Consider the following 12,629-nt stretch of genomic DNA (forward strand, 5'->3'; position numbering starts at 1 on the left):
GGGCGGGCCGCGGTCCGAGCGCGAGGGCAAGGACCGCGCCCCGCCCACCGGCTCCATCCTTCGAGAACCAACACAGACTGTCCGACTGTCCGATCAAGTCTCAGCTATCGCAGCTGAGGGCAGCGGGGGCGTCTGGCGCCAGCAACGCGAAAAGCCCACCCGGCGTACCGGATGGGCTCTCCCTGTTCTTGAGTTCGGTCAAAGTGGATGCGGGGACACGCAACCGACGATGCCAGTACATCACGGTGGCCATCTGACCTCGGCGATCAATCCGCCTTGGAGGGTTGGGGCTGAAGGTTCGAATCCCCTCCCCTGCTCCAGTCGGTCCTTCCCGTAACTCTCTCCGTTGTGGTTCTGGCGGCGCGAAAAGGCCTGTCTGGCCGAGGTTCGTGCACCAAGCTTGATGGTGCAATGGCGGAACGAAGGGCGGAAAACCCTCTCTGAACGCCGGAGACTCTCCGGACCTTGAGGGTAGGCCGATTCTACCCCCAAGCTTAAGCCCTTGATCGCGAATCGTTTCTGGCGGAACCCGGCTGCGGTATTCAGCCTTTTGACTGCTCAGGCGATTCTGCTGCTCAACTTTCTCCTGGCCCCCGAGCCTCGGCAGCCATCGGCCTGCCGAAGCTCAAGCCACTGATATACATGGAGATCCATGTCCGACATCGACCGCGTCTTCGCGCGACTTGGCGGCAGGCACTCGGCTGGCGGTGACCAGCGCGAGCTTCGCAACATCCCGCGCAAGGGAGCCTCGGCCGGTAGCCGGACCGTCGAGGTGGTGCGAGTTCCGGCCAGAGGCGCGACGCCCAGCGTAGGCAGCCCCCGCCAGACCGATCACCGAGTCCGCGCGGCGACGTGGGACGACGGCTTTCCTGCCAAGTCTACGCCACCGCCGTCCCCGGCTCCGCTGCCGGTCGCGGATGAAGCGCCCGAGCCGGTCGCCCACGTGATGCCAATGTGGGAGCCGGCGACGGACGAGGTGACGAGCGCGCCGCCCGTCCCAGGTCTCGTCGAAGACCAGCTTGGCCAGCCGACCGCCCGCGCTTCCACCAGGAAGGCCAGACGTCCGAGCCGCCGCGTCGCTGACCCGTTCGATCCGGCCGACGACGCCGCCAACTGCCTCCGCTGCGGCTACGCGGTCGAGCCGGGACGCGAGCGGCGTGGGATGATGACCTGCGCGGAGTGCGGATAGCCGGCAGAGTCGTTCTTTGGGGAAGCCACGAGGTCAGCACGATACGCCTAACTGCCCTAGGCGGAGCCATTTCGAAGGCGGCCGAGGACTCGCGGTTGCATTCCAGCACGAGATCTATCTACATAAAGGCTGAGCACGCAAATCCGGTTAACTGCCTCGGAGCCTTTGGGTGGCACTCGTCGACTGCGAGAATATATCCTGGGACGACCTGTACGGGTATTATCCCGCCGAGACGTCGCACATTGAAAATTTAATCGGAAACGTCGTCAAGCTGGAAAATGGCGACGTTTTCCACTGCGATCAACCCGTCGAGGACTTGGTGGATGTGGGCGATTTTTGCATCGTGTTTCAGCAGAAATTATCTGCGGTTGTTCTCAGGGCCGAAATTGAAGAGATGAAGATTTGCGGAGCTCGCGGAATGTCATCCGAGAGTATTTCGGCGTCCGTCGACCTCAAGGAAAGAATGATCAGTCTCGCGAATAGCAAAGGCGGTATCGCTTTCTGGTACAAGCTTCTTATTGGCGAGCACGTCGTCGACGCAGATTTGGCGTAGATTATTGAGTGTTCTCTAAACGCGGAAAGCGCCGCCGAGAGGTTAGGAGCGTCTGAACGTGCCTGAGGACAAGCGCAAGGATCTTTGCAGCCTGCTCTCGTATGCGGAGGAACTTCTCCGCATCACGGAGAAGACCGTTACCGATCTCAGCCGGGATGCCCTCAAGGTCTTCCACCAGGTGCAGGTCGCCAGGCTTGAAGGTGTCCGCACGGCGGTCGCGCCCGATGAGTGGCTGCGCGTGGCCCGGCTGCGCGAAACGCCTCCGCCCGAAATCGACGAGATGTTCGATGGCTGGCTGTCGGGCCTCGGTGGCGTCACCGAGCCGCCGCGCCTCGCCGATCGCCTCCTGGTCGAGGCGGACCTGGACACCGCCTCGGAGCTCGTCTGCGCAGGCCTCGTCGACGAGGCGGACATCATGCTGCAGCGGGGCGATGACGCCGATCCGAACACCGTCGACGTCATCCTCAGGACCGAGAGGATGCCGGAGTTGGTGCAGCTCTACCGCGACTACGTCGCCGGCCCCTGGCAGGCCTGGGCGGAGGCCGAGCGTCCGCGACGCCAGAGCATCGCCGTCTACACGTCGCTGTTCGAGACCTACCAAAGAACGATTTCCGCCGGCGACGACACGCCGATCGAATGCGTCTTCGGCGTCGGGCTCGCGCGCTGGGCTCATCCCTCGGGCCGGATCGACGCCCCGCTCATCGAGGCGACGGTGGAGCTCGACCTCGACGAGGCGGACAGCGCGATCATCGTGCGCCCCCGGCAGCAGCCGCCAAGGGTCAACCTCCGGCCCTTCGTCGCGCTCGAGATCAACGGCGCCGGCGGCGTGCAGCGCGACGCCGAGCGGCGCCTCGCCGCGGTGATGAGCGACCCGGACGGCGGCTTCGATCCGTTCGATGGCACCACCTTCGACGACGTGCTCCGCCTGTGCCAGGCGCGCCTGTCGGGAACGTCGATCTACGAGGCCGACGCGAACCCGCTCCCGCCGAGCGAACGGCCGCTTCCGGCCTTCGACACCGTGCTCCGCGTGTCGAATAGCTGGGTCCTCTACATCCGACCGCGCTCCGTCGACTTCCGTTGCGACGACATCCGTCGCCTCAAGGAGCGCATCACCGAGGCTGACGAGACGTCCCTGCCGGGCCCCGCCGTCCGGCTTGCCTCGCGGCCGAGCAACGAGCGGCGGCAGGACATCGACGACGACCTCGAGGACGACATCGGGGTCACCCTCCCGGACGCGCCCCTGACCCGCTCGGGCGGTGGCAGGAGCGGCGCCGGGGCCGTCTCCTCCGATGCAGGGGGCGGCGACGATGCGAAGGCCCTCTTCCTGCCGCTGCCGTTCAACGACGAGCAGGCAGAGATCATCGCCCGCCTTGAGGATCCCGGCAGCGCCGGCGTCGTCGTGCAGGGGCCGCCCGGCACCGGCAAGACGCACACCATTGCGAACATCATCTGCCACTACATGGCGCGCGGCCGGCGCGTGCTCGTCACGGCGCGCACCCCGGAAGCCCTGACGGCCATCCAGTCGAAGATGCCGGAGGAGATCCGGTCGCTCGCGATTGCGGTCATCCACAGCGACCGCGAGGGCGCGAAGCAGCTCGAGGAGGCGGTCGGCATCCTCGCACGCGAGGTCGCCAACGCGAATGCCGATGAACTTCGTCGCGATAGGGCGGATCGCGAGCGCCGGCTGGCGGTCGTGCGGGAGGCCCTCGCGCGGGCCGACCGCGAGATCCGGGCCTATGCCGAGCGGAACCTGCTGAAGGTCCCGTTCCGGGGGGAAGAGTTGCTCCCGATGGAGCTTGCCGCGCGGGTCGAGGCCGAGCGGCCGGCGCATGCCTGGTTCACGGACCGTCTCGACATGGAGGACGCTCACAAGGCGCGCTTCTCGGGGACCGAAATCGCCGAGGCCCGCGCGATCCGCGCCCGGCTCGGTGGCGACATCGTCTACCCGGCCGCGGCGATCCCCGACCCAGCCGCCCTGCCCGACGCGGCCCGGCTGCTGGCGGCGCACGCGGCGCTCACCAGGGCGACGGAATCCCAGGCCCGCTCCGTCCGGGGCGACCTGCCCTACGTCGCGATCTCCATCCCCGGCGCCGCCGAGGCCATCCGCGACACCCATGCCTGGCTCGAGGGCCTCGGGGCTTGGTTCGACGAGATCGGCGTCGGCGGCCACGCCTGGGTGCTGGTCGCCTACCAGATCCTGCTGGAGGCGAAGCCGGCCGACGCCATTGCCCGCCAGACGCTGCGAACTCTCCTCGGTGACTGGACGCGGCTTGGGGCCGAGGGGCGCGGCCTCGCCCTGCAGGGCATCGAGGTGCCGGTGCCGCCGGGCGACGCCGCCTTCGATGCCGCCGTCGAGAAGCTCAGCCGCGGCGAGAAGGCCTTCGGCCTGTTCGGCGGCGGAACCCTGAAGGCCCAGCTCGGCACCGTCCGGGTGGCCGGCGCCACCCCCTCCGTGAAGCCGCCGCAGGTGGAGGCCTGGAAGGCCGTCCACGCCTGGCGACGCTGGCAGCGGGAGGTCGTGTCCCTCCTCGGACGCTGGAACGCGGCAGCGCCCGTGCTCGGGCTCCAGACGCTGCCCTCGGACCTGCAGGCGGGTGCCGCGGAAATCCTCCGCCTCGGCTCCGTGATGGAGCGGATGCACGCCTTCCAGCAGGAGGCGCCGCAGCGGCTGACCGTCATCGGGGGCCTATTCCCGGAGGGCGTCGACGCCCGGCAGGTGGTGGTCGCAGGGAAGATCGAGACCGTGCGCGAGGCGCTCGCGGCGAATCTCGATCGCGGCGAACTGCGCGAGGGCCGCGAGCTCGCGGCGCGGCTGGGCGAACTCGCCGGCATCGCCCCGGACCTCCCGCTGCAGCGTGCCCTGGCCACCGTCGCCGACATGCTCGGCAAGCCAGAGGTGACCGCACGGGATCTTGCCGAGGCCTGGACCGAGGTCACCGACGAGGCGGTCAGGCTCGCGGCCCTCCGCCCCCTGCGCGAACGGCTGGAAGCGATCGCCTCCGTGATCGCGGCATCGGGCGCGCGAGCCTGGGCAACGGCCCTGCTGACCGAGCGCGCCGAGACGGGCGTCGAGGACCGCTGGACGCCGGCTTCCTGGGACGCGACCTGGGAGTGGGCCCGTGCTGCCGGCTTCGTCGCGCGGATCTCGGACCGGCAGGCGCTGGCCGATCTGCAGCGGCGCCGCTCGGAACTCGAGGCCGAGCAGCGGCGCCTGCTGGCCGAGACCGTCCGGCTGCGGACGTTCCTCGGGCTGAAGCGCGGCATCACCGACCAGGTCGGCGCGGCGCTCGCGAAGTTCGTGGCCGCCATCCGCCGCATCGGCGCCGGGACGGGGCGCAGCGCCGAGCGCCATCGGCGCGCGAGCCGCGAGGCGGCTCTCGAGGCCGCCAGCGCCGTCCCGTGCTGGATCCTGCCCGAGTGGCGCGTCGCGGAGCAGCTCCCGAGCGAGATGGGCGTCTTCGACCTAGTCATCGTGGACGAGGCGAGCCAGTCCGACATCACGGCCCTGCCGGTCGTCCTGCGCGGCCGTAAGCTACTCGTGGTCGGCGACGACAAGCAGGTCTCGCCGAGCGCGGTCGGCATCGAGGAGCGGTTCGCCATCCAGCTCCGGGAGACCTACCTGCGCGGCCTGCACATCGCCAGTTCCCTCGACCCGGCGACGTCCCTCTACGACATCGCGGCGATGACCTTCCCGGGGTCGGTGACGATGTTGCGGGAGCACTTCCGCTGCGTGGAGCCCATCATCCGGTTCTCCAGCCGCTTCTACCCGAAGGCGCTGATCCCGCTGCGGCTGCCCACCGTCTCCGAGCGGCTCGATCCGCCACTCGTCGATGTCTACATCCGGGGCGGCGTCAAGCAGCGCGACGTCAACGAGGCCGAAGCCGAGTGGATCGTCGAGGAGGTGGGTCGGATCACCTCCGACCCTGCCATGGCGAAGCGTACCATCGGCGTCATCTCCCTCATCGGCGACAAGCAGGCCAAGCGGATTGCGGACAAGCTGACCGCGCGGCTCGGGACCGATACGCTCGTGCGGCACCGGATCATGTGCGGCAACGCCGCCACCTTCCAGGGACAGGAGCGGGACATCGTCTTCCTGTCGATGGTCGCGTGCCCGGATACCGCGCGCTCCCAGACCGCGCGCACCATCCAGCAGCGCTTCAACGTGGCCATGTCGCGGGCCCGCGACCGGCTCTACCTCGTGCGATCCGTGAGGGCGTCCGACCTGTCGGCCGGCGACTTGAAGCTTGCCGTCATCGAACACTTCGCCAGGCCGATGGAGGGCGTTGCCGCGCAGCCGGAGCGCGATGTGCTAGCCCTCTGCGACAGCGACTTCGAGGGCGAGGTCGGCCGGCGGCTGCTGGAGCGCGGCTACCGGCTGAAGGCCCAGGTGCCGGTTGCTGGGTTCCGCATCGACTTCGTGGTCGAGGGCGAGGGGGATCGACGCCTGGCGATCGAGTTGGACGGCGATCAGTACCACGGCCCCGACCGCTGGGCGGACGATCTGCGGCGGCAGCGGGCGCTCGAGCGGATGGGCTGGGTGTTCTGGCGCTGCTGGGGATCGCATTGGCTGGCCGATCCCGAGGGGTGCATGGCCGATCTTCTGACCACTCTAGCGCGGATGGGGATCGAGCCACTCAGCGGCGACTTCTCATCGATTACGTGGACGCGCCACATTGTCGTCGATGAGGCAGGCGGCAAGGACACGGTCGGCATCCAAGAGCAGGGCCCTGACAATGACGACAGGCTTGCAGATACCGTGACCGGATCTGCGGAGCCTGGGGGAGCGGCGCCCGAGGCGCCCGCGGCAGACCCGTCGCCGGCGGATACACCCGACGCAAAGGAGGTCGTGAGCCTCGGGGATACTGTCGTTGTCCGGTTCGCCGACACGAACTCCCTTCGGCGGTTCCGCATTGACGCCACGTCGAACGACCCAGATGGCGGGGTTGTCCACGTCAGCCAGCCACTAGCCAAGGCTCTGATCGGGAGCAGCATCGATGACGAGGTCGAGTTTGACGCGGCCGGGAACACGCGCGTTGTGGTGGTCGAGCGCATCCTGAAGGCAGCTTGACGGCAACGATGTGGGCTGCCGAACCCAGCACAGAAGCCTCGAAGCGACGAGGCGATTGCACATCCACGCTCTGGTAGGGAGAGGCCAAGCTGGTGTCGCTCGAGATCAAGGAAGCGATCGGTTGGGCAGGCGGGGAAATTCTCGCCGACAAGGACGGTTGGCGATTAAGCTTCTACTTGAGGGGGCCAGACAGTCGCTACAGCGGCTCCTGGTTCAAAGTGGAGGCCAGTGAGGTGCCGCGCTTGATTGAGGGCTATCGCTCGGCTTTCCTCCGATTCGAGCAAATCTCCGCTGCTGTGCCCGATGGAACCAAGGTGAACGAAAGCAAGGGGCGCCTCACAATTCGCGTCGGAGATTTTGCGGCTGGCGTGTGCATGGGGAGCTACCACAACGCTGTCGGCACGCGAAATAGTCTGCAGACTGTGACTGATGCTCTGACCCGAGCGCTATCGAGAGGGCCAGCGCTCGTAGCGGCAGCGCGGATGCTCTCGCAAACAACTGTATTAGCCAGGACTTGATCTGATGCGGTGGACGGCCCCTGCGACGGCATCGGCGTGCCAAGCTCGTGGCTGTTGGGTGCCACGGGCTGAGAGGAGCCGTCCGCCATGCAGGTTACCACGATCGGGCTGGATCTCGCGAAGCATGTGTTCCAGGTGCACGGGGCGGACCGAGAGGGACGCGCCGTGCTGCGCAAGCGGCTGCGGCGGGGCGAGGTGGAGGCGTTCTTTCGGGCGCTGCCGCCGTGCCTGGTTGGCATGGAGGCCTGCGGTACGGCCCATTACTGGGCTCGGCTGATCCGCTCGCTGGGGCACGATGTACGGCTGCTGCCACCGTCATACGTGAAGGCCTACGTAAAGCGGGGCAAGACTGACGCGGCCGACGCCGAGGCCATCTGCGAGGCCGTGACCCGTCCCACCATGCGCCAGGTGCCGGTGAAGTCGGCCGATCAGCAGGCGCTGCTGATGCTGCATCGGGTGCGCGACCTTCTGGTGCGTCAGCGCACGGCGTTGCTGAACGCGACCCGCGGGCATATGGCCGAGTTCGGGATTGTGGTGCCGCAGGGGCGCCGGCGGGTAGGCGATCTCCTTGCGCTGGCAATGGACGAAGGTGAGACGGGGCTGCCCGTCCTTGCCCGGCAGGCGCTGCGCGAGCTTGCGGCGGCACTGGAGGGTCTCGACCGACGTATCGAGCGGGCTGAGGCCGCGATCCTGGCTTGGCACAAGGAGTGTGACGCGAGCCGCCGCCTGGCCGCCATCCCCGGCATCGGGCCGATCACCGCGTCGGCCATCGTGGCCACCGTCGGCGACGCTCGGCAGTTCGGCTCCGCAAGGCACTTCGCCGCCTGGCTGGGGTTGGTGCCGAAGCAGAACAGCAGTGGCGGCAAGCAGCGGCAGGGCGGCATCTCCAAGCAGGGAGACCGCTACCTGCGGCGGCTGCTAGTGGTCGGCGCGACCGCGGTGATCCGGCTTGCCCGAAGGGGGATGGCGAAAACTCCTTCGGCCCTATGGGCGCATGCGCTGCTCGAGCGCCGTCCCACCCGCCTCGTCACGGTGGCGCTGGCCAACAAGACGGCCCGGATCGCCTGGGCGCTGCTGAGCCGCGGCCAGGCCTACCGCAAGACGCCGCTGCCCCAGGCCGCCTGATCTGATCTGGTGGCAGCCCGGGAGGTCGGCCATGGAGGGAGGCGGCATGTAGAGATCGCGGGGTGGCGATAGGATGATGGCGACCGGGGCGGACCCGGAGCTCGGCAGAACCCGCCGTCTGTCACGCACCACCGAGTGCGCTGATCTGATCTGGGAGCCGAGCTGCGGATCGCATCAAGGCCAGCGGCCACATGAGCCGCATCGACAGGCCGGACACATGACCGCACCCGACCGATGCGCAACATCCAAATTCACCCTTGCGGTCCGGGGGCCGTCCACACATGACAGACGGCGCTGGCTGTTCGAGCCCTTGGGCGTGTCTGTCGTGGTCAGTGGCGCATGATCTTCTCCCTGGCGAGTTGTGCTGCGTCAAGGAAGGTCTGCATGGGGGTCTTGCCGCGCGCTGGTCGGCGCTGAGGCTCGGCAATGCCAACGGATCGAGGCGGTGGAGATCTTCCCCGGTCGCTGCCTAATGCGCCGCTCCGGCGGCGGCGACTTCGCGCTGCTCGACCTGCGCGAGGTCCAACTCACCTGCCGCCCGGTCCGCTTCCACGAAGACGAGGCGGTGCCGCGCGACGCACAGGTGGTCGGCCACACCTAGCTGAAGACCAATGCAGACGGCTCGCCGGACCGACGGTTCCGCGACAACCGGCAGATCCCGGTCGCAGTCTATGGGCGGCTCGAGTTACGCAGCAGGACGGGGCTGGCGGAGGCCTACATGTTCAGCGACCCTGCGCGCGCGACCGCCTTTGCCGAAGCCTTCGCCGCCCTGCAGAACGCGCTGCGTGGGCAGGACGACGCGGCCGATCAGGATACCGCGCCGGTCTCTGTGCCCGGCGCCGGCGCGGGCGGCACGCTGACCTTGCCGGAGCTGTCGAGCGACCCGTTTCCGCCGACGCCCGTCTGGCCGTTCGTCGCGGGTGCGGCAGCGCTGGCGGGCGCCGCTTGGTTCATGCTGGCGCCCTCGCGGGACGCACCGAGGGTGCCGGGAGGCACGCCTTTGCCCTTTGCTTTGCCGCCGGCTGCCGCGCCGCCAGCCGCGGTAGCGTCGCAGCCCGTTGCCGCGGCTGCAACCTACCCGTCTGCCGCTGCTCCACTGCCGATCGAACGCGTGGTAACCCGCCAGGGCGCAAACCTTCGCGCCGAGCCAAACGGTTCGGCCGAGGTCCTCCGCACTGTGCCCGCTTCGACGGTGCTGCGCGTCTTCGGCCGCAGTGGCAATTGGGTGCACGTCGGCGATCGCGAGGCGGGTGGATGGATCCACAACAGCTTGCTCGCGGTCGTGTCGCCGGACGTGGTGTAGGACGGCCATAGCCCGGGGCGCGTAGCGAAGCCCCTGGCTGAGCGAAGCGGAGCGGCCCGGGCGGCCACCGCGGTGATCGTCGGTAGGGTTGGGTTGCTGAGACCAACAACCCCTGACCTTGGACCGACCACGATGACCGACGACAAGATCGCCCTTCGCGAGATGCTGGAGAAGGGCTCCGACGCGACGTTCCTGCGCGAGATGATCGGCTTCGCCGCGCAGCGTCTGATGGAACTGGAGGTGGGCGAGGTGACTGGCGCCGCCCATGGCGAGCGCAGCCCGGACCGCCTGGTGCAGCGCAACGGCTACCGGGATCGCGACTGGCAGACGCGCGCGGGCACTGTCGAACTGCGGATCCCCAAGCTGCGCCGCGGCTCTTATTTCCCGGCCTTCCTGGAGCCTCGCAGGACCGCCGAGAAGGCGCTGACGGCGGTGATCCAGGAAGCCTACGTCCAGGGCATCTCGACCCGCTCCGTGGACGACTTGGTGCGCGCCATGGGCATGGAGGGGATCAGTCGCAGCCAGGTCAGCCGCCTCTGCGCCGAGATCGACGAGCGGGTGCGCGACTTCCTCGCCCGCCCCATCGAGGGCGACTGGCCCTATCTCTGGCTCGACGCCACCTACGTGAAGGTCCGCGAGGCCGGGCGCATCGTCCCCGTCGCGGTGACCATCGCGGTCGGCGTCAACGCTGATGGCCGGCGCGAGGTCCTCGGCATGGCGGTCGGCAGTTCGGAAGCCGAGCCCTTTTGGTTGGAATTCCTCCGCACCCTGAAGCGACGCGGACTGGCTGGCGTGAAGCTTGTCGTCTCCGACGCCCATGAGGGCCTGAAGGCGGCGGTGACCAGGGTGCTTCGGGCGACCTGGCAACGCTGCCGGGTCCATTTCGCCCGCAACGCCCTCGCACACGCGGGCAAGGCGCAGCGCCGCATCGTCTCGGCCTGGATCGGCACCGCCTACGCTCAGGAGGATGCCGCGGCCGCCCACGCCCAGTGGCGCACCGTCGCCGACCAGCTCCGCCCCAAGGTGCCCAAGCTCGCCACGCTGATGGACAGTGCCGAGGAGGACGTGCTCGCCTACATGCACTTCCCCGCCGCGCATCGGACGAAGCTGCACAGCACCAACCCGATCGAGCGGCTCAACGGCGAGATCAAGCGCCGCACCGATGTCGTCGGCATATTTCCCAACGAGGCCGCCGTCATCCGCCTTGTCGGCGCCATCCTGCTCGAGCAGTCCGACGAATGGGCCACACAGCGCGCACGCTACATGACCCTGGAAACCATCGGCGCCGTCAGCGACACTCCCCACGTCAGCCTGTCCGCCGTGACCGCCTGACACGGCGGCCCAACCCGCCAGCGATCATCGCTCCTACACCACGCGATGGGACACGACCTTGCTCGCTGCCGCAGAGTAAGCGACTGCTTCTCATCGATGTGGGGAAGCAAGTGCGAGACGTCTCGCCTCCTACGTCAGAGCACGCCGCCGCTGTCGTGGATCGGCAAGCGCCAGTCTCCCATTCGCCAAGCGCGAGGCTTCAGAAGCGCCCGCCTGCGAAGCTCTTCCTCGAAGGGAAGCTTCCTTCCTTCAGGCTTGAAGTACCGGCCTACCTGGTCATGGAACGCCTCAGCGTCCGCCCACAAACCGACGTTGATGAAGCGCGTTACCCCCGCCTGCGAGCGAAGGTCCCATGTCACCCATGGGAATTCGCCATGGCCGTCCGGCTCACTCAAGAACTCCCCAACCATCCGCGACCGATCCTCGATGGGCAGCGCGGACCGCCAATAAGCCAGGAAGTCGTCCTCCTTCCCTGCGGTAATGTGCCAGTCCACCAGAACAATGCGCATAGCCCCTCCTGCCGTCGATCAATCCTTCTATGCCGGGGCAGGCAAGACACTAAGTTTCTGCCCGTTGATGGAAGTGAGGACATAGTAGGTCCTCTGCTCCCCAGTGCCACGGTCGAGCACCACCGTCCTATTGACCGTGACTTCACAGCGTGAACCGAATGCGTCTTTCACGCTCTCGGCCAAGCCGGTGACTATGGTTCCTTCTATCAGCCCCATGTTGTCGGCCAGCAGTTCGAACCGACCCCGGACAAGGCTCGCGCCTGCGAGGACGCCCGAAAGGCCAAGCTCCTCCGAGTGGGTCTGGACGATCTTCTCGAGGCTTTGGACCATGGCTAACGCGTCGCCCGGCTTGATGACCGAGTTGAGGCGCTGACCGCTGTTCGTGGCCCACGAGAGACGTAATGTCGCGTCGCTGCGTGACAGCTCCCGGGCAAGGTGCCGAAGGTGACTGGATGCACGGGGGCCAAGCTCCCCCGAAATCTCCATCAGCGCCTTCTCGTCATTCTCAGACATGAAGACCTTGAAGAGAGCGGCCAGCGAGTCGCCAGCCAGGCTGCGGCCCGTCAGGTCAGGTTGCGATGGCACGACCATCAGCATACCAAAGGATGACGGGAACACCCCCGCAAGCTGAAGCTCTGTCGCGGCTCGGATGTCTCCGGCGATAGGACCCGCGAGGGTGGGACCGCTCTGGATCGCCTGTGCTATCGACGAGTAGAGCTTCTGAAGGCGGCGAAAGAAGATCCCAAGGTGGTCGATGCTCGCCCCTTCCTTACCGAAACGCCGCCCGTCGAGCGCCACCTCCACTGCCTCGCCGACGCGATGGCGGAGAACCTCAAGGCGCTCTTCAAGGAGACATTCCTGTAAATGTTCCAAGCTTTCGCAGGAAAGTTTGAAGGCGAAGCTGCCGGGCTTCATCGCCAGCGCTCGCCGTTGAGCCTGCAGGGCAGCGTCTGTCTCAACCAGCTTTTGGGTGAGATACCGTATGCGCGTCTCAGCCTCGTCGGGCTCGATACCTCGCCAGACCTGGCGCAT

Annotated in this window: 10 protein-coding genes; 8 read left to right on the plus strand and 2 right to left on the minus strand. The window is 67.6% G+C overall.

Annotated features, from left to right (window positions below; genetic code table 11):
* Positions 1 to 652 precede the first annotated feature (652 nt).
* From ACESM1_RS22075 to ACESM1_RS22110, 8 genes are all read left to right on the plus strand, one after another.
* Complete coding sequence (locus tag ACESM1_RS22075; RefSeq protein WP_372623372.1) at positions 653 to 1,189, plus strand: hypothetical protein; 537 nt, start codon at positions 653 to 655, stop codon at positions 1,187 to 1,189.
* A 169-nt stretch (positions 1,190 to 1,358) separates the two neighbouring features.
* Positions 1,359 to 1,742 carry a hypothetical protein gene (locus ACESM1_RS22080; protein WP_372623373.1) on the plus strand — a complete coding sequence of 128 codons (384 nt, stop codon included), beginning with the start codon at positions 1,359 to 1,361 and terminating at the stop codon, positions 1,740 to 1,742.
* 58 nt (positions 1,743 to 1,800) lie between these two features.
* Positions 1,801 to 6,810 (plus strand): AAA domain-containing protein, encoded by a 5,010-nt coding sequence (locus ACESM1_RS22085; protein WP_372623374.1) that lies wholly within the window; start codon positions 1,801 to 1,803, stop codon positions 6,808 to 6,810.
* 92 nt (positions 6,811 to 6,902) lie between these two features.
* Positions 6,903 to 7,328 (plus strand): hypothetical protein, encoded by a 426-nt coding sequence (locus ACESM1_RS22090; protein WP_372623375.1) that lies wholly within the window; start codon positions 6,903 to 6,905, stop codon positions 7,326 to 7,328.
* 87 nt (positions 7,329 to 7,415) lie between these two features.
* Entirely contained in the window at positions 7,416 to 8,453 is a 1,038-nt protein-coding gene (locus ACESM1_RS22095) for an IS110 family transposase (RefSeq protein ID WP_372623376.1), read from the plus strand.
* Between the two features lie 445 nt (positions 8,454 to 8,898).
* Positions 8,899 to 9,054: a hypothetical protein gene (locus tag ACESM1_RS22100; protein ID WP_372623377.1), complete on the plus strand. Its 156-nt coding sequence runs from the start codon at positions 8,899 to 8,901 to the stop codon at positions 9,052 to 9,054.
* 117 nt (positions 9,055 to 9,171) lie between these two features.
* Positions 9,172 to 9,756 carry an SH3 domain-containing protein gene (locus ACESM1_RS22105; protein WP_372623378.1) on the plus strand — a complete coding sequence of 195 codons (585 nt, stop codon included), beginning with the start codon at positions 9,172 to 9,174 and terminating at the stop codon, positions 9,754 to 9,756.
* A gap of 132 nt (positions 9,757 to 9,888) precedes the next feature.
* The gene (locus tag ACESM1_RS22110; RefSeq protein WP_372623379.1) at positions 9,889 to 11,088 is read left to right on the plus strand and encodes an IS256 family transposase; all 1,200 of its coding nucleotides are present in this window, start codon (positions 9,889 to 9,891) and stop codon (positions 11,086 to 11,088) included.
* A gap of 134 nt (positions 11,089 to 11,222) precedes the next feature.
* On the opposite strand, the gene ACESM1_RS22115 is transcribed toward ACESM1_RS22110, so the two are convergent.
* The gene (locus ACESM1_RS22115) at positions 11,223 to 11,597 is read right to left on the minus strand and encodes a hypothetical protein (RefSeq protein WP_372623380.1); all 375 of its coding nucleotides are present in this window, start codon (positions 11,595 to 11,597) and stop codon (positions 11,223 to 11,225) included.
* A 27-nt stretch (positions 11,598 to 11,624) separates the two neighbouring features.
* Positions 11,625 to 12,629: a hypothetical protein gene (locus ACESM1_RS22120; RefSeq protein WP_372623381.1), complete on the minus strand. Its 1,005-nt coding sequence runs from the start codon at positions 12,627 to 12,629 to the stop codon at positions 11,625 to 11,627.

The organism is Falsiroseomonas sp. (genome assembly GCF_041690465.1).
Taxonomy (GTDB): Bacteria; Pseudomonadota; Alphaproteobacteria; order Acetobacterales; family Acetobacteraceae; genus Falsiroseomonas.

What these genes read in the sequence shown, in the direction of transcription:
- ACESM1_RS22075 (WP_372623372.1), top strand. Translation starts at nt 653, where the DNA reads ATGTCCGACATCGACCGCGTCTTCGCGCGACTTGGCGGCAGGCACTCG.
- ACESM1_RS22095 (WP_372623376.1), top strand. Translation starts at nt 7,416, where the DNA reads ATGCAGGTTACCACGATCGGGCTGGATCTCGCGAAGCATGTGTTCCAG.
- ACESM1_RS22105 (WP_372623378.1), top strand. Translation starts at nt 9,172, where the DNA reads ATGTTCAGCGACCCTGCGCGCGCGACCGCCTTTGCCGAAGCCTTCGCC.
- ACESM1_RS22110 (WP_372623379.1), top strand. Translation starts at nt 9,889, where the DNA reads ATGACCGACGACAAGATCGCCCTTCGCGAGATGCTGGAGAAGGGCTCC.
- ACESM1_RS22115 (WP_372623380.1), bottom strand. Translation starts at nt 11,597, where the DNA reads ATGCGCATTGTTCTGGTGGACTGGCACATTACCGCAGGGAAGGAGGAC.
- ACESM1_RS22120 (WP_372623381.1), bottom strand. Translation starts at nt 12,629, where the DNA reads ATGCGCCAGGTCTGGCGAGGTATCGAGCCCGACGAGGCTGAGACGCGC.